We start from the raw sequence: 21,151 nt of genomic DNA, 5'->3' as shown, positions 1-21,151 counted from the left end.
TCAGCCCTTGCCGCCCGTGCCGTCCGTTCCGCCGTCGCTCTCCTGGGCGAGGCGCGCGGCCCGCAGCGCGGCGGTCTTCTCGTCCCGCTTCCGCGTCTCCGTGTCGATCAGCTCCTTGGCGACCTCCGAGGTCTTCTCCATCGCGGTCTTCGGATGCGGCTTCACCGCCTTGAACGCCGATTCAAGACGTGTGCGGCGCGCGTCGGCCGTTTCCGCGCGCGCCTTCATCATGTCTCCGAACGTCGGCTTCACGCCAGTTCCACGTCCTTGGCGGATTCGCGACCGTCGCGACCCTCCTCGATCTCGAACGTCAGAGCCTGGCCGTCTTCCACGGTCCGCAGCCCCGCCCGTTCGAGCGCCGAGATGTGCAGGAACACGTCCTTGCTCCCGCCCTCAGGCTGGATGAAGCCGAAGCCCTTGTTTGCATTGAACCATTTCACGGTGCCTTTGGCCATCGTGGGTCTCCCTCATGTGTGCTGCCCGCAGAATGCGACAGCCCGGCCGGTCAGATCGAGAAGCAGACTGAGGCCGGTGAAGGAGACAGGTGCGGTCGGAATAACGTAGCCTTCTACAGATAAGGCTCGGAGGCGGGTTTGCAAGGGGAAGATGTTCGGGAAGCAAGGAATACAAACGGCTAGGAGTCGAAAGAAGGCCGCCCTCGATAAACGAAGATCGGAGGCTCAATTGGTGCCGAATGGTTTGCCAGAAGGGCGAAGGCGACCCGACAATACCCCTGCCGAGGAAAAGCCCTACCTCAATTTAGAAATGGAACTCAAATGACCTTGGGATCCGACCCTTGACGCTATTTCATTCCAGCCACAGGTGGAACGCGAGCGGTCTGGGCGGTGGCCCCCGTCCAAGCGGACAAGAAATTATACATCCTGCTCTCCGGCCGCCGCAATTTGAGAATGAATTAGTGACGAGGCCGAAGTGGTTTGCACGGGAGATGAGGTTACGGCAGCCAGCGGCTGCGGTCCAAAGCAAAAGCTACGTGGTCTTTTAAATATTTCTCCAATGGTTCGTAGGCTACAAAAGCTGATGGTAATCCCGCAGCGTAACTTGCAACTTGATAGGAGGAGAAGTGGAAGGTCAAACCCTTTTCACCAATACTGAAGTTAGAAAAGTCGTTCCAATCTTGCGTTCCTTCGCAAATCCATTTCATGTTTTCAGGTTCCGGACGACCTCCATAAAGTTCCACCGCCAAAGCATCTCGAACGAAAGGCTTCATAACTTCAAGCGCATCAATGTTCGAAAAAAGTGAAACCGCCCCATCCAAATATACTACTGGGTCCAAAAGATAGTTCAGTATTTTTGGGGCGTGAATTGGATGGGCCGCACCTGCATGATACCAGTGCAAACCATAGTGAATAGAAATCGCCCTTCCGATCACCGTTACCGAAATCAATACTGCGTCAAAAGTGTTGGCACGAGACCATTCATCCTGCAACAGATTATACAATTTTGGGTCTGGTGCGAGTGAACTCATTCGGCACTCCATCGCATGTCCAGATAATAACCCATTCACGTGATCTGCAATCTCAACTACCCGACCGAACTTTGGCGAAGTCAGGTGTAGCTTTTCGATTGAAGTTGAGTATCCAGGTATTCCTGAATACTTCGAAACTGCCTCTTCCGTACGCCAATGAACCTCTGAGGTATTCTGAACAGCAGCACTAGCATGCTCTGCTTCACGAAAGTGGTGCCTAACTGATCTCAAGAGTTCGCTAGAAATCCTCTCATAATTACCTCCAATATATTGTATTCCCTTTAGTCTGTCTGGATATTTACAATCCTCAAGCTGAACAGGAATAATATAAATATCGTCTTGAAGTTTTTCCTGAAACTTATCCAATGCCAATTGTATTTCCCTCTGGGCGTACCCGCGCTTATCGACAGAGTTCGTAGACAAGAAGACAACAATAAGCGTAGCACGATCCAGCGCAACTTTAATCTGATAATTCCAATCTTGCCCTCCCATCAACTTGGCCACATCCATCCAAGCATCAAACCCATTCGAAACAAGTAGTTCGTAGAAAGGAAGCACCCTTTCGCGATCCTCTGACGCATAGCTAATGAATATCATTCTGACACCAACCTGGCTTCCGCAGTTAAGGAATTTATAGTCCGTTTGTAAAATTTGCTTTTGGTTACCGCAAGCCAACATTCATAGTGAAGCGTGAGGTGCGTGTTCAAAGCATCGTTCAAAGGCGCTTTGATTTTCTGAATCGATTTTCGCAAAATCACGAACTTCACTTGTCGTCACCAGTCCTTCTCGCCAGACGCCTAACGCTAAGCCCTTCTTAGTATACAATTCCATCGGCTCAGATAGAAAAAACCCCTTAACCCATTGTTAACAAAGGAAGGTTTCGCCGCGAAACCTCCCTCCCGGCACCGAGCCTTCATCCGGGGCCCCGTGGGCTCCAGTTAAGCCTTGCCAAATCCCCCGATCCGCGCTACCCGCACGACCTCACGCGGGGTGACAGCCTTGGAGGCACCCCGCCCTAACTTATGGAGAAACAAATGGCTGGTGAGATTCCGGATCTTCAGGCCCAGGAACGCACGGGGACGGGCAAGGGCGCCGCTCGCGCCGCACGCCGTGACGGCATGGTTCCTGGCATCGTGTTTGGTGGCGACAAAGAGCCCCTGCCGATCAACATCCCCTTCAACGTGCTGCTGAAGCGCCTCAAGCAGGGCCGCTTCAAGTCGACCCTCTTCAACCTTCAGGTCGAAGGCCACGAGGACGTCCGCGTCATCTGCCGCGACGTGCAGCGCGATATCGTGAAGGACCTTCCGACCCACGTCGACTTCATGCGCCTGCGCCGCACCTCGAAGGTGAACCTCTTCATTCCCGTCGAGTTCCTCAACGAAGAGACCGCCCCCGGCATCCGCAAGGGCGGCGTCCTGACCGTCGTGCGTCCGGAAGTCGAGCTGGTCGTGACCGCCGGCGAGATCCCGGAGAAGGTCGTGGTCGACCTCGGCGGCATGCAGATCGGCGACATCGTTCACATCAACGACGTCACCCTCCCCGAGGGCACGAAGGCCACCATCGACCGGAACTTCGTCATCGCCAACATCTCGGCACCGTCGGGCCTCAAGGCCTCCGACGACGCGGATGAAGCGGCCGAAGAGACCGAAGAAGCCGAAGCCTGACACCGGCCACGCGGCGACCCGTTTCGCCGCGAACCCCAACGCCAGAGCCCCCGCCCGCAAGCGGGGGCTTTTTCGTACCTATTCCAGCACCTGCACCGCCTCGAAGATCTCCAGTTCCGGCGGCCCGAGGTACATCCCCGTCGACGCCTTCGCCCCGCCGTGCGCCTTGCGGAAGGCCTCCGACTTCGTCCACGCCACAAAGCTCGCCTCGTCCTCCCACACCGTGTGCGAGGCATAGAGGACATGGTCCTCCCGCTCCGGCCCCTTCATCAGCGCGAAGCTCCGGAAACCCGGCACCTCCTTCAGATGGCTGTCGCGGCTGGTCCACATCTCCTCGAACGCCGCGGCCTGCGCGGGCACGACCTTGAACCGGTTCATCGTCAGATACATCGCTCAACCCCTTGGTAATTCAACGCTCATTGGTCTAGATAGGGTCAGCGAACCAGCCTGCGGAGGGGCACGTGCAGATTTTCGTTGGCCTCGGCAACCCCGGGGCGAAATATGCCGCCAACCGGCACAACATCGGCTTCATGGCGCTGGACCGGATCGCCGAGGACCATGGCTTCGGCCCGTGGAAGTCGAAGTTTCAGGGCCAGATCGCCGAAGGGCGGCTGGGCGGCGACAAGGTGATCCTGCTGAAGCCCGAGACCTTCATGAACCTCTCCGGCCAGTCGGTGGGCGAAGCCATGCGGTTCTACAAGCTGGAGCCGGGCGACATCACGGTGTTCCACGACGAACTGGACCTCGCCCCTGGTAAATGCCGGGTTAAGATGGCGGGCGGTCATGCCGGGCACAACGGGCTGCGCTCGATTCACGGCCATATCGGCGAGGCCTACCGCCGCGTCCGGCTGGGCATCGGGCATCCGGGCCGCAAGGAACTGGTGGCGGCCTACGTGCTGCACGATTTCCACAAGGCCGATCAGGAGTGGCTGGACGACCTGCTGCGCGGCATCTCGGACGGGGCGCCGCAACTGGCCGATGGCGACGCGGGCAAGTTTCAGAACGCCGTGGCGCTCAGGACAGCGCCGCCGCGGTCCTCCGGGGGTGCCGCCAAGAAGGATGAAGCGCCCGCCGCAAAGCTCGATCCCGACACGGAAAAACCCGACGCGCGCAGCCCCCTGCAGCGGCTGGCCGACAAGTTCCGGTGATGCGCCGGGTCATCAGACGCACCGGGCAGGTCCTGGCGGTGCTGCTGCTGATCCTCGCCGCCCTCGTGGCGTGGAAACACGAAGAGATCAAACGCCTGCGCGCGGTCACAACGCTCTTCGACGAGGACAGGATCGTCCATAATTTCAGCCACATGGATGCGCTTTTCGAAAGCACCCCCATGCCGGTCCAAACCCCGCCGGAGCCCCTGCCCCCCGGCCCTGCGCTGACCATGCCCGCCGACTGGGATGACTGGCTTGCGCGCCGTGCCGTGACCGGCGTCGTGGTGCTGAAGGACGGCAAACGTGTGCATGAGGACTACCGGCTGGGCACGCAGCAGTCGGACCAGCGCATTTCCTGGTCTGTGGCCAAATCCTATTTGTCCGGGCTTTTCGGCATCCTGCTGGCCGAGGGTCATGTGGACAGCCTGGACGACCTCGTGACGCGCTACGTGCCCGAACTGGAGGGCAGCGCCTATGAGGGTGTGACGATCCGCAACGTGTTGCAGATGACCTCCGGCGTGACCTTCGACGAGGATTACCTCGATTTCTGGAGCGACATCAACAAGATGGGGCGCGTTCTTGCGCTTGGCGGCTCGATGGACGATTTCGCCGCCGGGTTGTCGGAGCGTGACGGCCCCGCAGGCGAGCTTTGGCACTACGTGTCGATCGACACCCATGTGCTGGGCATGGTGGTGCGCGGCGCGACGGGGCGGTCTTTGCCCGACCTGATGGCGGACAAGCTGCTGGTGCCGATGGGGACGTACGGCACGCCCTATTACCTGACAGACGGTTACGGCGTGGCCTTCGCGTTGGGTGGCCTGAACGTCACCACCCGCGACTACGCCCGCATGGGCGAGATGTTCCGCCTTGGCGGCGCCCTGCAGGGCCGTCAGATCGTGCCGCAGGACTGGGTCGAGGAGAGCACGGCCGCCTCTGCCCCGACCGAGGCAGGCAAGCTGCGCTACGGCTACCAGTGGTGGATTCCGGCAGACGCACGCAAAGGTGAATTCATGGCGCGTGGCGTTTACGGCCAGTACGTCTATGTCGACCGTCAGAGCCAGACCGTCGTGGCCATCAACGCCGCCGACAGGAATTTTCGCGACGCCGATGCCTTCGACGACGCGCTGGCCATGTTCCGGCAAATCGCGGGAGGGACGAGATGATTCAGAAAGACAAGGAAATCAACGTACTGGGGGAGCCTCTGGCGGCCTGCTCCAACGAACCGCTGACCGGCTTCTTCCGTGACGGCCACTGCAACACCTGCGCGGAGGACCGCGGCAGCCACACCGTCTGCGCCGTGATGACGGCGGAATTCCTCGCGTATTCGAAATACGTGGGCAACGACCTGTCTACCCCGCGCCCCGAGTTCCGCTTTGCGGGCCTGAAGCCCGGCGACGCCTGGTGCCTCTGCGCGGGGCGGTTCTTGCAAGCCCATGACGAGGGTTGCGCACCGAAGGTCAACCTGGCCGCTACACACGCCCGCGCACTGGACATCGTGCCGCTGGACGTGCTGGAAGCGCACCGCACCGATGGTCCGGACAAGGGTTGAGGATAACCTCTCAACCCCTTGGCATTGCTGTGGGAAGCGTTGGTTGTGACGGGTACGCCGTGGCGTTGACCTGAAGATCTTGCTTTTTGGCGATGTTATCGGGGCCGGTTGCGTCATTCCCCGGGGCCCGCCTGTCGTATACACGATCAATCCCCAGGGTTATCCACAGGGAATGGTCAGGCGGCTTTCGGTGTCTGTTCCACGAAAAGCTCCTCGATGAACAGGCTGAGGAGCTGCGCCCTGCCCGACACGGAGGCCTTGCGGTAGATCGCATTGGTCTGCGCCTTCACGGTGCCCTCGGACGTCTGGCGCATCGCGGCGATTTCCCCGGTCGACAGCCCCTTGATCAGGAACATCGCCACGTCACGCTCTGCCGGGGAGAGCGACCATTCGGTGAAGCGTTCCTCGATCACTTCCATGAGCGCGCCCGAGGCCAGCCTGAGCCGCGATTCCGCGTCGGCCTGGCGCAGCATCGCGCTGCGCAGGAGCACACCGCTGGCGATCACCCCGAGCAGCAGGCCGAGAATGGCGCCGATCTCGATCAGCTCCATCAGCGCCCAGGACACGGGGTTGTACTGCAGGCCGAGGAGCGAGGCGAGCACGTCCCACAGCAGAAAGCTGCCGCAAACGAGTTGCAGCAGCAGGAGCAGAGCGAAGACGGGCCAGACCTTCACGAGGCGCGGAATGCGTGTATGAGCATTCACGCAGTTTGGCGCTTGCTCGTCGAATGGTCGAGAGAAGACTGATCGTCTTTGCCGCCGCCGTTGGATTTGCCGGACGAATTCCCCTTGTCGGACTTGTCCTTGCCGTTTCCGGACCCGCCAGACGAATTGCCGCCAGAAGAATTCCCGCCGGAGTTGTTGTTGCCGGAAGAGTTGGAGGATTTGCCGGAGCTGTTGCCCGACCCGCCGCTGGCGGAGGACGAGCTGCCGGCGCCCGATGCATTGTTGGCGGCCTGCGGCGTGGTGGTGCGGGACCTCGGCGCGGCGCTGTCTTCGCGGCCGCTGTGGTAGTCGCGCAGGATCGCCCCGGTGGAGGGGTTCAGCACGATTTCCCGGTCGCCGGACTTGCCCGTGGCAGTCACCCTGATCCGCCCGAGCAGCGTGCGCTGGACGCGGATTTCCCCGTAGTTCTCGGCGCGCAGGCGCTCGACGATCTGATCGACCGCCGACTGGGCCAGGGCCGCCGTGCCGGACAGGAGCATGGCGGCGATGAGCGGGGCGAGGACGAGGCGTTTCACGAACGGTCTCCAGAAATTGCAGTCCGTGTCGGTACGGACGGACATGTCTGCGCCGACATCGCGGATGTTCTGAAAGTCGACACGGCGGGGCGCCGCAAACACTGCCATCTTACCGAGCTTGCCGCACGCGGAGCAGGTGTTGGGGACATTACTTCGCGTCACGATAAGACAACATGCGCCCCGCCGTATCTGCATCCGACATGGTACAGCGCTGGCGGAATGGCAATAAACTCCCGGAAAAGCGGCATAAACCTGAGTTTAGCACCGCTTTTCCGGAAGGCTTCGCAAAGTGTTATCCCATATCAACGCCAAGATGCTTGGCGACGGTGAAGATGTCCTTGTCGCCGCGGCCACAGAGGTTCATGCAGATGATGTGATCCTTCGGAAGCTCCGGCGCGATCTTCATCACATGGGCCAAGGCGTGGGACGGTTCGAGCGCGGGGATGATTCCCTCCGTCTCGCAGCACAGCTGAAACGCCTCCAGCGCCTCCTTGTCGGTGATCGCGACGTATTGCGCGCGGCCGATCTCGTGCAGCCAGGCGTGTTCCGGCCCGATGCCCGGGTAATCGAGACCCGCGGAGATCGAGAACCCTTCGAGGATCTGCCCGTCGTCGTCCTGAAGCAGGTAGGTGCGGTTGCCGTGCAGAACGCCCGGACGTCCGCCCGTCAGGGAGGCGCAGTGCTCCATCTTGTCGTTCACGCCCTTGCCGCCGGCCTCGACCCCGATGATCGAGACCTCCTTGTCGTCGAGGAACGGGTAGAACAGGCCCATGGCGTTGGAGCCGCCGCCGATGGCGGCGATGATGGTGTCGGGCAGACGGCCCTCGGCCTCCATCATCTGTTCCTTGGCTTCCTTGCCGATGATCGCCTGGAAGTCGCGGACCATCGCCGGATACGGGTGCGGGCCGGCCACGGTGCCGATGCAGTAGAAGGTGTCGCGCACGTTGGTCACCCAGTCGCGCAGCGCGTCGTTCATCGCGTCCTTCAGCGTGCCGCGGCCGGAGGTCACGGGAATCACCTCGGCGCCCAGCAGCTTCATCCGGAAGACGTTGGGCTGCTGGCGTTCGACGTCATGCGCGCCCATGTAGACCACGCATTTCAGACCGAACTTGGCGCAGACGGTGGCGGTGGCCACGCCGTGCTGCCCTGCCCCGGTTTCCGCGATGATCCGGGTCTTGCCCATGCGGCGGGCGAGGATGATCTGGCCCAGCACGTTGTTGATCTTGTGCGCGCCGGTGTGGTTCAGCTCGTCGCGCTTCATGTAGACCTTGGCGCCGCCGAGACGCTCGGTCATCCGTTCCGCGAAGTAGAGAGGCGACGGACGGCCGACGTAATGCTTCCAGAGGAAGTCCATCTCGGACCAGAAGCTGTCGTCGGTCTTGGCCTTCTCGTACTCTTCCTCAAGCGAGAGGATGAGCGGCATAAGCGTTTCCGACACGAAGCGCCCGCCGAAGATGCCGAAGCGGCCCTTCTCGTCCGGGCCGGTCATGAAACTGTTAACGAGATCGTCCATAACGCCTCTCCTCATGTGTGTGCATGGGCTGAATAGGGCATTTGGACGGCCTTGGCGAGAGCGGTCAGGCGCGCGCGGCGGCCCTTTCCAGCGCCGGATAGCGCAGTCCGAGGGTCAGCCCGCGAGCGGCAAAGGCCACGAGCAGCGACAGCCACAGCCCGTGATTCTCCATCGGCCCGATCAGGAGGAAGACGCTGGCGAAGTAGCATGCCGCCGAGATCACCATCATGTTGCGCATGTCGCCGGTGCGGGTGGCACCGATGAAGATCCCGTCGAGCATCCATGACGCCAGACCGACCAGCGGCGCGGCGACCATCCACGGCAGGTAGGAACGCGCGGCCTCGCGCACCGCGGAGTCGGCAGCCATGGCGTCGATGATGAACCCGCCGAGCAGCGCGAAGCCCAGTGCGAAGATGACGTTGCAGATCAGCCCCCAGAGGCTGGTCATCAGCGCGGCGCGGCGGACGCGGTCGATGGCCCGGGCACCCACCGCCTGCCCCACCAGCGCCTCGGCCGCGAAGGCAAAGCCGTCGAGCGCATAGGCCATGATGTGCAGGAACTGCAGCAGCACCTGGTTTGCGGCAAGCGTCACGTCGCCGAACCGCCCGCCCAGCAGCAGGAAGGAGACGAAGATCGATTCCAGCATCAGCGAGCGGATCAGGATGTCGGTGTTGACCACCGCCATGCGCTTCAGCTTCAGGCGGTCGAAGACGCGGTCCCAGTCGCGCCATGACGGCACGCGAAAGGCGGCACGGCAGAGGAAAAGTCCCATTGCGAGACCGGACCATTCGGCGATGAAGGTCGCGGTGGCCACCCCGGTGACGCCCCAGCCCAGCGACAGCACGAACCACAGATCGAGGGCGACGTTGATGCCGTTCATCCAGAGCTGCAGCAGGAAGACGTCTCGGGTGCGTTCCTGCGCGATCAACCAGCCGTTGATCCCGTAGATGGCGATCGCGGCGGGCGCGGACCAGATGCGGATGCTCATGTAGTCGCGGGCAAGCGCCTCGACCTCGGCGCTGGCGGGCGAGACGGCGAAGGCCACCCGGTAGACCAGCGCCTGCAGCACGATCAGCGCGAGCCCCCCGGCGAGGCCGATCATCAGGGCGCGGGTCAGGAGGGCGGCGACCTCGGCGCGGTTGCCCTCTCCGGCGGCCTGCGCGGTCAGCCCGGCGGTGCCCATCCGGAGGAAGCCGAAGAGCCAGTAGATGGCGGTCAGGACGACGCTGCCGACACCCACGGCGGCGATCGGTTCGGGCGACGGGATCTGCCCGACGACGCCGGTGTCGACCGCGCCCAGCAGCGGCACGGTGACGTTGGCCAGAAGGATCGGCAGGGCAATCTTCAGGACCCGCCCATTGGTGATCGGTGCAAAAGCGGGTGAGGTCATGCCGTGTTCCTTCGGGACTTGCACCGCTGTTTGAAACGATGCCGCCGGGAGGTCAAGGCGGTGGGGGGCGTGTGCCGGGGCGCTCGGGTCAGCCCTGCTGGCCGCGCGGCATCAGGAAATGCGCGGTGGCCTGCGCGAAGGGCCGGTCGCGGTTGTCCTGCCATGCCTCGGCCTGGACAGAGGCGTAGCGCCGGCCGGAGCGGGTGACGCGGGCGCGGCCGTAGGCGTCGCGCGGCAGGCCCGAGCGCAGGTAGTCGACGGTGAAGTCGATGGTCTTGGGCAGGCGCGGCAACTGACCCGAAGCCATGGCGTCGAGGTCCAGCGCGCCGGATTCGAGGTCGCCCCAGAGCCAGGTCCAGTTGAGCGTGACCATGGCGGTGACCTCGAGGAAGGCCGCCGTCACGCCGCCGTGGATCGCCTGCAGGAAGGGGTTGCCGATCAGGTCCTCGCGGAAGGGCAGCACGGCGGTCAGCTCGTCGCCGCGGCGGTCGAATGTGACGCCGAGGTAGGCGATGTAGGGCACGCCGGAGACCAGCGCAGAAAGGGCCGCGTCGCGGCGCTGCTTGACCACCTGGACGGGTTCGGGGGCGGCACGGTTCATGTCATGTCTCCGCGGTCATTGGTGTTGGGCGCCTGTTCGACGGTGAAGGTCCCCGTGGCGGCGGCCACCGGGCGGTCGGTGTCGTTGTCGCAGGCGGTGGCGCGGATGAAGGCAACGGAGCGCGTGATATGGTAACACTCGGCCCGCGCGGTGATGGTCTGGCCCGGGGTCGCGGGGCGCATGTAGTCGATGCGCAGGCTGATCGTCGCGGTGCCCGCGGGGGCACGCGGGTGGCTCATGACGGCGGCGCCGGAGCAGGTGTCCATCAGGGCCGAGACCGCGCCGCCGTGGATCACCCCGCTTTCCGGATCGCCGATGAAGCGGCTGTCGTAGGGCATCTCGATCACCGCGACGCCTTCGCCGATGTCGACGATATGCATGCCGAGCGCCTTCGAATGGGGGATCGTCTCGATGAATTGCCGCGCGATGCGGGCCTTGTCGACGGTCATGCTGGGACTCCTGCGGCGGGTTGGGGCGGACGGTGCCATGCCGCTCAAAAAGGGTCAATCGGCGGGCCAATCTTGCCAGACGCAACGCTGCGGCATAGCTTTTCCCGGTACGAGCTGGAGAGAGTGGGATGGGCAACGTGCGATTGAGCTTCAAGGAGATGTGCGCGAAGTTCGATGTCACGCCGCGTACCCTGCGGTATTACGAGTACATCGAACTGCTCTCGCCGGAGCGCGAGGGACGCTCGCGTTTCTACGGTGCGCGGGAAATCGCCCGCATGACGCTGATCCTGCGCGGGCGCAAGTTCGGCTTCCCGCTGGAGGACATCCGGCAGTGGCTGACCATCTACGAGCAGGACGGAAACCAGGCGCAGATGCGCGCATGGGTTGTGCTGGCGGACAAGCAGCTCAAGGAACTCGAAGAGCAGAAACAACAGATCGAGGAAGCGCTCACCGAACTCAAAGCGCTTCGTGACGAAACTGCGCAGTCGCTCGATTCGTGACAAACCCCCTTGTCCGGGCGCTTTGAGCGTTCTCCCTATGCGGGTAAGGCTTACCTTACCCCACGTCCGCGTGATCCATGTAACAAAATTGCTATGTGTACGCCGGGCCCGTGCAGGAAGTTACGTCAGTTACCATGTGACGCAGCGTATGAGTTACGTCACCGAAATTTCCCATTGTAAGAATGGATCGAAATCCGCACCTCGGGCGTCTCTTCTATGAGAAACCGAGGAAAGCGGACATGACCGAAGACAAACTGATGACCATTAGGGAGATGTGCGACGCCTACGAGGTGACCCCCCGGACCCTGCGTTTCTATGAGCAGAAAGAGCTTCTGGCCCCCATCCGGGAAGGACAGAAGCGGCTCTACACGAAACGCGAACGGGCACGCCTCGTGCTGATTCTGCGCGGCAAGCGCTTCGGGTTCAGCCTTGAGGACATTCGCCAGCTCCTGGACCTGTACGAACTGGGCGACCAGCAGCGCACGCAGCTGGAAAAGGCCTACGAAATTGCCGAAGCGCGGCTGGACGAGATGATCCGGCAACGCGACGACCTCGACAGCGCGATCGTCGAGCTGAAGGAACAGATGAAGTGGGGCGAGAAGATGCTCGGCTCCATGGAAGAGAAGAAGGCGGCGGCAGAGTAGATGTCCCGCTGAACCACCGGCGCGCCGAGACGCGCGCAGGATCAAGGGAGAGAGACATGCCGACATACAATGCCCCCGTGAAGGACCAGATGTTCGTTCTGAACGACGTCCTGAAGATCGGCACGGCGGACATACCGGGATACGAGGACCTGGACAGGGATACTGTCCAAGCGATCCTGGACGAGGCGGGAAAGGTCGCACGCGACGTGCTGGCTCCGCTGAACGTGGTCGGCGATACAGAAGGATGCGTCCTCGAAAACGGCGTGGTGCGCACGCCGAAGGGTTTCAAGGACGCGTTCGACCAGGTGCGGGAGGGCGGCTGGACGGCGCTCGACTGCGATCCGGAATTCGGCGGCCAGGGCCTGCCCTACGTGGTCGCCACGGCAGTGGGCGAGCAGTTCTCGGCCGCGAACATGGCTTTCAACATGTACCAGGGGCTCACTCACGGCGCCTATTCGGCCATCCACACTCACGGGACCGACGACCAGAAAGCCACGTTCCTGCCGCGCATGGTGACCTGTGAATGGACCGGCACCATGAACCTGACGGAGCCGCATTGCGGCACCGACCTCGGCCTGATGCGCACCAAGGCGGAGCCGCAGGACGACGGCACCTACAGGATCACCGGGCAGAAGATCTTCATCTCTGCCGGCGACCACGACATGTCCGACAACGTCGTGCACCTCGTGCTGGCGAAGATCCCCGGCAGCCCCGACGGCATCAAGGGCGTGTCGCTGTTCATCGTGCCGAAGTTCCTGGTGAACGACGACGGCAGCCTTGGCGACCGCAACGAGGTCTCGGTCGGCAAGATCGAGGAGAAGATGGGCATCCACGGCAACTCCACCTGCGTCATGAACTACGACGGCGCGACGGGCTACCTGCTGGGTGAGGCGCACAAGGGGATGCGCGCCATGTTCACCATGATGAACGAGGCACGGATGGGCGTGGGCCTGCAGGGCTATGCGCAGGCCGACGTGGCCTACCAGAACGCGCTGGAGTACGCCAAGGACCGGCTTCAGGGCCGCGACGTGACGGGTGCGAAGAACCCGGACGGCCCCGCCGATCCGCTGATCGTGCATCCCGACATCCGCCGTTCGCTGATGGACCAGAAGTCCTTTGTCGAGGGCGCGCGCGCCTTCGTCTACTGGGGCGCGTCGATGATCGACCGCGCGCACCGCAACTCGGACAAGGACGCGGACGGGCTGATCTCGCTGATGACGCCGGTCATCAAGGGCTTCCTGACCGACCGCGGCTTCGACATGTGCATCCAGGCGCAGCAGGTCTACGGCGGCCACGGCTACATCGAGGAATGGGGCATGTCGCAGTTCGCCCGCGACGCCCGGATCGCGATGATCTACGAAGGGGCGAACGGCGTGCAGGCGCTGGACCTCGTGGGCCGCAAGCTGGCGCAGGACGGCGGCAAACACGTCATGGCCTTCTTCGACATGGTGAAGTCCTACATCGCCGAAGCGAAAGGCAAGGACGAGGCCTTCGACAAGGCCTTCCTGGAGCCGCTGAAGGCCGCCTCGAAGGACTTGCAGGGCGCGGGCATGTACTTCATGCAGAACGGCATGAAGAACCCGAACGCGGCGCTGTCGGGGTCCTATGACTTCATGCACCTCTTCGGGCATGTCTGCCTCGGCCTGATGTGGGCGAAGATGGCGGAGGCCGCGACCGAGGTGCTGGCCTCGGGTGCGGGGGATGCCGAATTCCTCAAGGCGAAGATCGACACCGGGCGCTATTACATGGCGCGGCAGCTGCCGATGACGGCGACGCACCTGAAGCGGATCGAGAGCGGCGCGGACCCGGTGATGGCGCTTGAGGCGGACGCCTTTTGAGGGGAAGGTGGGGTATAACCCCACCCTACTCCGGAGGAGCCCGTGCCCAAACGCTTTCGCCTGACCCGACGCTTCCCGGTGGCCATGACGGAAGACGGCTACCGCAAGCTGAGGGCCTTCGCGCAGGAGGCCGGGCTGGATGAGGGAGAGGCGCTGTCCTTTCTCTTCGAACACTTCGAGAGCGTCACGGACGAACATGCGCTGGCCCATCGCCTGCGCCTGTTCAACGCCGAGCTGGAGGCCCGCAAGCGATGAGCCCCGCGCGGCGTCCGTGCCATGGCGGGCGGCCCGTCCGCGGACCGCGCCGCACCGCCTGAACAGGATGGAAGACTGCTGATGACCTGGATGACCGACGAACACGCCATGCTGGCGGAGATGACGCGAAAGTTCATCGAGACCGAGTGGCAGCCGCTGTACGACAAGTGGCGCAAGCAGGGCCAGATGGACCGCGAGACCTGGACGCAGGCGGGCGAGCTCGGCCTGCTCTGCCCCTCGGTGCCGGAGGAATACGGCGGCGCGGGCGGCGACTTCGGCCACGAGGCGGTGATCCTGATCGAGGCGGCGCGCGCCAACCTCGCCTCCTGGGGGCATGGCATCCACTCGGGCATCGTGGCGCATTACATCCTCGCATACGGCACGGAAGAGCAGAAGGCGCGCTGGCTGCCGAAGATGGTGACCGGCGAGCTGGTGGGCGCGCTGGCGATGACCGAACCCTCGGGCGGCTCGGACGTGCAGAACCTGAAGACGCGGGCGGTGCGCGACGGCAACGCCTACCGGCTGTCGGGGCAGAAGACCTTCATCACCAACGGCCAGCACGCCAACCTGATCGTGGTGGCGGCCAAGACCGACCCGTCGCAGGGGTCGAAGGGCACCTCGCTGATGGTGGTGGAGACCGATGGCGCGGAGGGCTTCACCCGCGGCCGCAACCTCGAGAAGATCGGCTGCCATGCGGCGGACACCTCGGAGCTGTTCTTCGACAACGTGGAACTGCCACCCGAGAACCTGCTGGGCGGCGAAGAAGGCCAGGGGTTCTACCAGATGATGAAGCAGCTCCCGCAGGAGCGGCTGATCATCGGCTGCGGCGCGGTGGGCGCGATGGAGGGCGCGGTGGCCCGTACCATCGCCTACTGCAAGGAACGCGAGGCCTTCGGCGGCCCGCTGACCCAGTTCCAGAACACCCGCTTCAAGCTGGCGGAATGCGCCACCAAGACGAAGGTGGCGCGCGCCTTCCTCGACAGCTGCATGGCCCAGCACCTGAAGGGCGAACTGACGGTCGAAACGGCTGCCATGGCGAAATACTGGCTGTCGGACACGCAGGGCGAGGTGCTGGACGAATGCCTGCAACTACACGGCGGCTACGGCTACATGCAGGAATACGCGGTGGCCGAGATGTGGACGGACGCCCGGGTGCAGCGCATCTACGGCGGCACGAACGAGATCATGAAGGAACTGATCGCGCGCGCCCTCTGACGGAGGGGCGCGTGGCGAGGGAGGAATTCGAGTATTTGGAAAGCAGAGAAACAGGAAGGTCGCACATCGGAACCCCGCTCCGGGGCGGCGGTCGACCTTCCTGCCTTGCCTGCGCCTTTGGCGAGATGCAGGGCTTCTCCGCTTGCGGTCATCGGCTCTCCAGCCTGTACCGCCACATGAGGATCGGGCATCGGAGTTAACGCCCGCTTACCAGGGAAGCGCCGTTGTGCTTCTTTGCTTCGAAAATACTCCACGGGGGTCCGGGGGTGTGAAACCCCCGGTCCTGCAAGGGACACAGGCGCTTTGGGAGGTGCTGCGATATGACGATGACACTCTACTGCTTTGGCGAGTCGGGCCATTCCTACAAGGCGGCGCTGGCGCTGCAGCTGGCGGGGCTGGACTGGCGACCGCAGCAGGTCGATTTCTTCGGCGGCGAGACGCGCGGGGCGGCCTACCGCGCCGAGGTCAACGAGATGGGCGAATGCCCGGTGCTGGTGGACGGCGAGGTGAAGCTGAGCCAGTCGGGGGTGATCCAGCAGTATCTGTCGGACACCTACGGGCATTTCGGCGGCACGACGCCGGAGGAGAAGCGCGAGGTGCTGCGGTGGGTCTTGTGGGACAACCACAAGCTCTCGTCCATGGCCGGGATGACGCGGTTCCTGATGAACTTCCTGCCCGAGGACAAGCGCCCGGCGGAGGTGATCGCCTTCAACCAAGGGCGGCTCAAGTCGGCCTATGGCATCCTCGACGCGCATCTGAAGGGGCGTGACTGGATCGTGGGCGACGGGCCGACCAATGCGGACCTTACCTGCTGCGGTTACCTCTATTACCCGGAGCCCTTCGGCTTCGACCGGGGCGACTGGCCGGAGATCGACCGCTGGCTGGCAAACATCCAGGGCCTCGACGGCTGGAAGGCGCCTTACGATCTGATGCCGGGTTCTCCGGCGGACCGGGCCTGAGCCATGCGCCGGGCGGCGGGGATGGCAGGTTGGCAGGGCCGTGCGGGCCGGGATCTCCCGGCTGGCACGGGCAGGACCTGCCTGACGGCCTCGACCGCCCTGGCGATACGGAATTCGAAATACACGACGATGAAAGGACGGGTCTCATGACCGAAGCCTATATCTATGACGCCGTGCGCACGCCGCGCGGCAAGGGACGCAAGGACGGCGCGCTGCACGAGGTGACCTCGCTGCGTCTTTCGGCGCAGGTTTTGAACGCGGTGAAGGAGCGCAACGGGCTCGACGGCCATGCCGTTGAGGACGTGATTTGGGGCAACGTCACGCAGGTCGGCGAACAGGGCGGCTGCCTCGCACGCTCGGCGGTGCTGGCTTCCGATCTCGACGAGTCGATCCCCGGCCTCGCCATCAACCGGTTCTGCGCCAGCGGGCTGGAGGCGGTGAACCTCGCCGCCAACCAGGTCAAGGGCGGCGCCGGATCGGCCTATATCGCCGGCGGCGTGGAGATGATGGGCCGCGTGGCCATGGGCTCGGACGGGGCGGCGATTGCCGTCGATCCCAGCCTTGCCATGGACCGCTACTTCGTCCCGCAGGGCATCAGCGCCGACATCATCGCGACGGAATACGGCTTCTCGCGCGATGACGCGGACGCGCTGGCGGTGGAGAGCCAGCGGCGCGCGGCGGCGGCCTGGGAGGACAATCGCTTCGAAAAGTCCGTGGTGACGGTGCGCGACGTCAACGGCCTGCCGATCCTCGACCGGGACGAGTACATGCGCCCCGGCACCGACATGCAGAGCCTCGGCGCGCTGAAGCCGTCGTTCAAGGACATGGGCGAGGTCATGCCGGGTTTCGACGCGGTTGCGCTGATGAAGTACCCGCACCTGGAGCGGATCAACCACATCCATCACGCGGGCAACTCCTCGGGGATCGTCGACGGCTCGGCCGCCGTTCTGATCGGCAACAAGGCGTTCGGCGAGCAGTACGGGCTGAAGCCGCGGGCGAAGATCCGGGCGACCTGCAAGATCGGCACCGATCCGACCATCATGCTGACCGGCCCGGTTCCGGCGACGGAGAAGATCCTCAAGGACGCGGGCATGTCGATCGGCGACATCGACCTCTTCGAGGTGAACGAGGCCTTCGCCAGCGTGGTGCTGCGCTTCATGCAGGCGTTCGACGTGTCGGACGACAAGGTGAACGTGAACGGCGGCTCCATCGCCATGGGCCACCCGCTGGGCGCGACCGGGGCGATCATCCTGGGCACCCTGCTGGACGAGCTCGAGCGCACCGGCAAGGGCACGGGGCTGGCCACGCTGTGCATCGCCTCGGGCATGGGGGCGGCGACGATCATCGAACGGGTGTGATCGCTTCGCTTTGCGCGAACCGGGTTTCCGTTGCGCCACCGGGCCGTGTATGACGGCTGCAGGATGTCCCGCCGGCACAGGCGGGACGGCAAGACTGGAAGAAGGAAGGCAGAATGCCGAAGATCAACTTGGAGAGCGTTCCTGCGCGGACCGGGTCGGGGTATCCCGCGCCCTACGACGCGCAGGTGGCCGGCCGCAGCGTGCAGCGGCTGGGCGATGCCGGCGGCCTGTCGCAGTTCGGCGCGAACCTCGTGCGGCTGGCGCCCGGGTCGATGTCCTCGCTGCGTCACTGGCACGTCCGCCAGGACGAGTTCATGATGATGACCGAGGGCGAGCTGGTGCTGGTCGAGGACAACGGCGAGACGGTGTTGCATCCGGGCGACTGCTGCGCCTTCCCCGCCGGGGTCGAGAACGGCCATCACCTGGTGAACCGTTCGGACAGCGAGGCGGCCTTCCTCGTGATCGGCACCCGGACGGAGCGGGAGACCGGCTGGTATACGGACGTCGATCTGAAGGTCGAGGTCACGGACGGCCAGATGCGTTTCACCCGTCGCGACGGGTCGTCGCTCGGGCAGGATGCGGGCACCCCGCAGCCGGTGAAGGGAGAGATCTTTGCCGAGCTGGGCAGGCGGCTGACCAAGGCGCTGCTGACCGGGGATTTCGAGCTGTACAAGACGGTCTTCCACCTGCCGCTGAGCGTCTACCCGCGCGCGGGCGACCCTTACACGCTGAGCACGGAGGCGGAGCTGCGCCAGGATTTCGACCTCTACCACGCGGCGGTGAAGGAGCAGGGCATCGACGATATCCGGCGCGACGTGGTCCGCATCCTGCGGCCCGATCCGGAAAGCAAGGTGGTCGAGGCGGAGATGCACTTTGTGAGCGGTACGGAAGAGATCGTGGAGCCCTTCGTGACCACCTTCCGGCTGGAGAAGCACGGTCCCGGCTGGCGGATCGCGCGGATCATCAGCTCGCTCGGACACATCAGCTGGACCCGGGGACAGTCCCGGATCCGCGAGAACCTGAAATTCGAACTGGACTGAAGGCGCGGGCGTCCTGCCCGGCCCGGTCCCTACACTGACTAGACAAGAGGCGGAGACAACATGACCGATTTCACCAGTGCGACGGACGCCGACGGCGTCGCGGTCATCACATGGGACGTGCCCGGCAAGTCGATGAACGTGCTGAGCCTTGAAGGGCTGGAGGAACTTGACGGGCTGGTGGATGCCGCCCTCGCCGACGAGGCCGTGAAGGGCATCGTCATCACCTCCGGCAAGGATACCTTTGCCGGCGGTATGGACCTCAACATCATTGCCAAGATGAAGGACATGGTGGGCGACGACCCGGCCAAGGGCCTTTTCGAGGGCGTGATGCGGATGCACGGCGTGCTGCGCAAGATCGAACGCGCGGGCATGGATGCGAAGACCAACAAGGGTGGCAAGCCCATCGCGGCCGCCCTGCCCGGCACGGCGCTGGGGATCGGGCTTGAGCTGCCGCTCGCCACGCACCGGATCTTTGCCGCCGACAACCCGAAGGCCAAGATCGGCCTGCCGGAGATCATGGTCGGCATCTTCCCCGGCGCGGGCGGCACGACGCGGCTGGTGCGCAAGATGGGCGCGATGGCGGCCTCTCCCTTCCTGCTGGAGGGCAAGCTGTCCGCCCCGGCCAAGGCGAAATCGGCAGGCATCATCGACGAGGTGGTCGAGGATCCGCTGGCCGCGGCGAAGGCATGGGTGCTGAACGCCAAGGACACCGACATCCTGAAGCCCTGGGACGCGAAGGGCTACAAGATGCCCGGCGGCGCGCCCTATCACCCGGCGGGCTTCATGACCTTCGTCGGCGCCTCGGCCATGGTGAACGGCAAGACCAAAGGCGTCTACCCGGCGGCCAAGGCTTTGCTGTCGGCGGTCTACGAAGGCGCGCTGGTACCCTTCGACACCGCGCTGAAGATCGAGGCGCGCTGGTTCACAAACGTCCTGATGAACCCGTCGTCGGGCGCGATGATCCGGTCGCTCTTCATCAACAAGGAAGCGCTTGAGAAGGGCGCGGTGCGTCCCGAGGGCGTGCCGGACCAGCGAGTGAAAAAGGTCGGCGTGCTGGGCGCGGGCATGATGGGCGCGGGCATCGCGCTGGTCAGCGCGCAGGCGGGCATCGAGGTGGTGCTGATCGACCAGAAGCAGGAGGCCGCCGACCGCGGCAAGGCCTACACCGAAAGCTTCATGGACAAGGGCATCGCGAAGAAGAAGGCGACGCCCGAGAAGAAGGAAGAGGTGCTGGGCCGGATCACCGCGACCACGGATTATGCCGCTTTGGCCGATGCCGACCTGATCATCGAGGCGGTCTTCGAGGACCCGAAGGTCAAGGCCGAGGTGACGAAGGCGGTCGATGCGGTGACTTCCGATGACTGCATCTTTGCCACCAACACTTCCACCCTGCCGATCTCGGAGTTGGCGAAGGCGTCGAAGAACCCGGAGCAGTTCATCGGCATCCACTTCTTCTCTCCGGTGGAGAAGATGATGCTGGTGGAGATCATCCGGGGCAAGGAAACCGGCGACCGCGCGGTGGCCAAGGCGCTGGACTACGTGCGCCAGATCCGCAAGACGCCCATCGTCGTGAACGACGCGCGCTTCTTCTACGCCAACCGCTGCATCATCCCCTACATCAACGAGGGCATCCGGATGGTGAAGGAGGGTGTCTCCCCTGCCCTGATCGAGAATGCCGCGAAGCTGGTGGGCATGCCGCTGGGGCCGCTGCAACTGGTGGACGAGACCTCCATCGACCTCGGCGCCAAGATCGCGCGAGCGACGCGGGCGGCGATGGGCGATGCCTATCCCGACGGCGAAGTCGACGAGGTCATCTTCTGGATGGAGGAACAGGGCCGTCTGGGCCGCAAGGCCAAGGCCGGGTTCTACGACTACGACGAGTCGGGCAAGCGGCAGGGCCTGTCGGAGACCGTGAAGGCGAAGTACCCTGAGGCGGAGGACCAGCCTTCCCTGACCGACGTCCAGCACCGTCTGCTGTTCGTGCAGTCGCTCGAGGCCGTCCGCGCGCTGGAAGACGGCGTGCTGATGGACATCCGCGAGGGCGACGTGGGCGCGATCCTCGGCTGGGGCTTTGCGCCGTGGTCGGGCGGCCCGCTGAGCTGGCTCGACATGCTGGGCGCAGCCTATGCGGCCGAACGCTGCGACGGCCTGGAAGAGGCCTACGGTCCCCGCTTCCACTGCCCGGACCTGCTGCGCGACATGGCGTCCAAGGGCCAGAGCTTCTACGGCCGTTTCGGAACGCAGGCCGACGCCGCCTGATGCGTGTTCCCGCCCGCGCCCTGCAACCGGGGCGCGGGCGATT

At 64.0% G+C, this 21,151-nt stretch carries 23 protein-coding genes; 13 read left to right on the top strand and 10 right to left on the bottom strand.

The annotated features are described in order from the left end of the window. The 3 genes from QNI11_RS06055 to QNI11_RS06045 form a co-directional block, all read right to left on the bottom strand. The gene (locus tag QNI11_RS06055; RefSeq protein WP_283982717.1) at window positions 1-228 is read right to left on the bottom strand and encodes a hypothetical protein; all 228 of its coding nucleotides are present in this window, start codon (window positions 226-228) and stop codon (window positions 1-3) included. 20 nt (window positions 229-248) lie between these two features. Continuing rightward, window positions 249-455 carry a cold-shock protein gene (locus QNI11_RS06050; RefSeq protein WP_100927374.1) on the bottom strand — a complete coding sequence of 69 codons (207 nt, stop codon included), beginning with the start codon at window positions 453-455 and terminating at the stop codon, window positions 249-251. Window positions 456-952: 497 nt separating this feature from the next. Then, window positions 953-2,083 (bottom strand): TIR domain-containing protein, encoded by a 1,131-nt coding sequence (locus QNI11_RS06045; RefSeq protein WP_283982716.1) that lies wholly within the window; start codon window positions 2,081-2,083, stop codon window positions 953-955. 437 nt (window positions 2,084-2,520) lie between these two features. Here QNI11_RS06045 and QNI11_RS06040 point away from each other — a divergent pair, with 437 nt between their 5' ends. Beyond that, window positions 2,521-3,150 carry a 50S ribosomal protein L25/general stress protein Ctc gene (locus tag QNI11_RS06040; RefSeq protein WP_100927376.1) on the top strand — a complete coding sequence of 210 codons (630 nt, stop codon included), beginning with the start codon at window positions 2,521-2,523 and terminating at the stop codon, window positions 3,148-3,150. 78 nt (window positions 3,151-3,228) lie between these two features. On the opposite strand, the gene QNI11_RS06035 is transcribed toward QNI11_RS06040, so the two are convergent. After that, a complete protein-coding gene (locus tag QNI11_RS06035; RefSeq protein ID WP_100927377.1) occupies window positions 3,229-3,540 on the bottom strand; it encodes an antibiotic biosynthesis monooxygenase in 312 nt (103 codons plus the stop codon). Window positions 3,541-3,611: 71 nt separating this feature from the next. Between QNI11_RS06035 and pth the strand changes: the two genes are divergently transcribed. Genes pth through QNI11_RS06020 form a run of 3 tightly spaced genes read left to right on the top strand, consistent with a single transcriptional unit; the run spans window position 3,612 to window position 5,847 of the window. Beyond that, a complete protein-coding gene (gene pth / locus QNI11_RS06030) occupies window positions 3,612-4,298 on the top strand; it encodes an aminoacyl-tRNA hydrolase (protein WP_283982715.1) in 687 nt (228 codons plus the stop codon). Further along, window positions 4,298-5,461: a serine hydrolase gene (locus tag QNI11_RS06025; protein ID WP_283982714.1), complete on the top strand. Its 1,164-nt coding sequence runs from the start codon at window positions 4,298-4,300 to the stop codon at window positions 5,459-5,461. The genes pth and QNI11_RS06025 overlap by 1 nt, the downstream gene beginning before the upstream one ends. Then, window positions 5,458-5,847, top strand: a complete 390-nt coding sequence (locus tag QNI11_RS06020) for a DUF2237 family protein (protein ID WP_283982713.1) — start codon at window positions 5,458-5,460, stop codon at window positions 5,845-5,847. Before QNI11_RS06025 ends, QNI11_RS06020 begins: the two co-directional genes overlap by 4 nt. A gap of 176 nt (window positions 5,848-6,023) precedes the next feature. Here the strand turns inward: QNI11_RS06020 and QNI11_RS06015 are convergent, their stop codons facing one another. The 6 genes from QNI11_RS06015 to QNI11_RS05990 form a co-directional block, all read right to left on the bottom strand. Further along, the gene (locus QNI11_RS06015) at window positions 6,024-6,551 is read right to left on the bottom strand and encodes a LuxR C-terminal-related transcriptional regulator (protein WP_306418221.1); all 528 of its coding nucleotides are present in this window, start codon (window positions 6,549-6,551) and stop codon (window positions 6,024-6,026) included. Further along, a complete protein-coding gene (locus QNI11_RS06010) occupies window positions 6,548-7,087 on the bottom strand; it encodes a hypothetical protein (RefSeq protein WP_283982712.1) in 540 nt (179 codons plus the stop codon). Before QNI11_RS06010 ends, QNI11_RS06015 begins: the two co-directional genes overlap by 4 nt. Before the next feature lie 292 nt (window positions 7,088-7,379). Then, window positions 7,380-8,600, bottom strand: coding sequence for a tryptophan synthase subunit beta (gene trpB, locus QNI11_RS06005; protein WP_100927383.1), 1,221 nt, complete (start codon window positions 8,598-8,600; stop codon window positions 7,380-7,382). A gap of 64 nt (window positions 8,601-8,664) precedes the next feature. Next, the gene (locus QNI11_RS06000; RefSeq protein WP_283982711.1) at window positions 8,665-9,990 is read right to left on the bottom strand and encodes an MATE family efflux transporter; all 1,326 of its coding nucleotides are present in this window, start codon (window positions 9,988-9,990) and stop codon (window positions 8,665-8,667) included. A gap of 88 nt (window positions 9,991-10,078) precedes the next feature. After that, window positions 10,079-10,591, bottom strand: coding sequence for a PaaI family thioesterase (locus tag QNI11_RS05995; RefSeq protein WP_100927385.1), 513 nt, complete (start codon window positions 10,589-10,591; stop codon window positions 10,079-10,081). Further along, entirely contained in the window at window positions 10,588-11,040 is a 453-nt protein-coding gene (locus tag QNI11_RS05990) for a PaaI family thioesterase (RefSeq protein ID WP_283982710.1), read from the bottom strand. The genes QNI11_RS05995 and QNI11_RS05990 overlap by 4 nt, the downstream gene beginning before the upstream one ends. 128 nt (window positions 11,041-11,168) lie before the next feature. Here QNI11_RS05990 and QNI11_RS05985 point away from each other — a divergent pair, with 128 nt between their 5' ends. The 9 genes from QNI11_RS05985 (at window position 11,169) to QNI11_RS05945 (ending at window position 21,108) form a co-directional block, all read left to right on the top strand. Continuing rightward, window positions 11,169-11,540 carry a MerR family DNA-binding transcriptional regulator gene (locus QNI11_RS05985; RefSeq protein ID WP_283982709.1) on the top strand — a complete coding sequence of 124 codons (372 nt, stop codon included), beginning with the start codon at window positions 11,169-11,171 and terminating at the stop codon, window positions 11,538-11,540. A 239-nt stretch (window positions 11,541-11,779) separates the two neighbouring features. Beyond that, window positions 11,780-12,184 carry a MerR family DNA-binding transcriptional regulator gene (locus QNI11_RS05980; RefSeq protein WP_100927388.1) on the top strand — a complete coding sequence of 135 codons (405 nt, stop codon included), beginning with the start codon at window positions 11,780-11,782 and terminating at the stop codon, window positions 12,182-12,184. 56 nt (window positions 12,185-12,240) lie between these two features. After that, window positions 12,241-14,022, top strand: a complete 1,782-nt coding sequence (locus QNI11_RS05975) for an acyl-CoA dehydrogenase C-terminal domain-containing protein (protein WP_283982708.1) — start codon at window positions 12,241-12,243, stop codon at window positions 14,020-14,022. Window positions 14,023-14,064: 42 nt separating this feature from the next. Further along, complete coding sequence (locus QNI11_RS05970; protein ID WP_283982707.1) at window positions 14,065-14,277, top strand: hypothetical protein; 213 nt, start codon at window positions 14,065-14,067, stop codon at window positions 14,275-14,277. Between the two features lie 81 nt (window positions 14,278-14,358). After that, window positions 14,359-15,492 carry an acyl-CoA dehydrogenase family protein gene (locus QNI11_RS05965; protein WP_283982706.1) on the top strand — a complete coding sequence of 378 codons (1,134 nt, stop codon included), beginning with the start codon at window positions 14,359-14,361 and terminating at the stop codon, window positions 15,490-15,492. Window positions 15,493-15,812: 320 nt separating this feature from the next. Further along, window positions 15,813-16,451, top strand: a complete 639-nt coding sequence (locus QNI11_RS05960; protein WP_283982705.1) for a glutathione S-transferase family protein — start codon at window positions 15,813-15,815, stop codon at window positions 16,449-16,451. 146 nt (window positions 16,452-16,597) lie between these two features. Then, window positions 16,598-17,809, top strand: coding sequence for an acetyl-CoA C-acetyltransferase (locus tag QNI11_RS05955; RefSeq protein ID WP_283982704.1), 1,212 nt, complete (start codon window positions 16,598-16,600; stop codon window positions 17,807-17,809). Between the two features lie 113 nt (window positions 17,810-17,922). After that, window positions 17,923-18,849, top strand: coding sequence for a cupin domain-containing protein (locus QNI11_RS27640; protein WP_100927394.1), 927 nt, complete (start codon window positions 17,923-17,925; stop codon window positions 18,847-18,849). Window positions 18,850-18,909: 60 nt separating this feature from the next. Continuing rightward, window positions 18,910-21,108 carry a 3-hydroxyacyl-CoA dehydrogenase NAD-binding domain-containing protein gene (locus QNI11_RS05945; protein ID WP_283982703.1) on the top strand — a complete coding sequence of 733 codons (2,199 nt, stop codon included), beginning with the start codon at window positions 18,910-18,912 and terminating at the stop codon, window positions 21,106-21,108. The last annotated feature ends 43 nt before the right edge of the window (window positions 21,109-21,151 follow it).

It is taken from the genome of Sagittula sp. MA-2 (assembly GCF_030126985.1).
Taxonomy (GTDB): Bacteria; Pseudomonadota; Alphaproteobacteria; order Rhodobacterales; family Rhodobacteraceae; genus Sagittula.
This window is presented reverse-complemented; position numbering and strand designations above follow the sequence as displayed.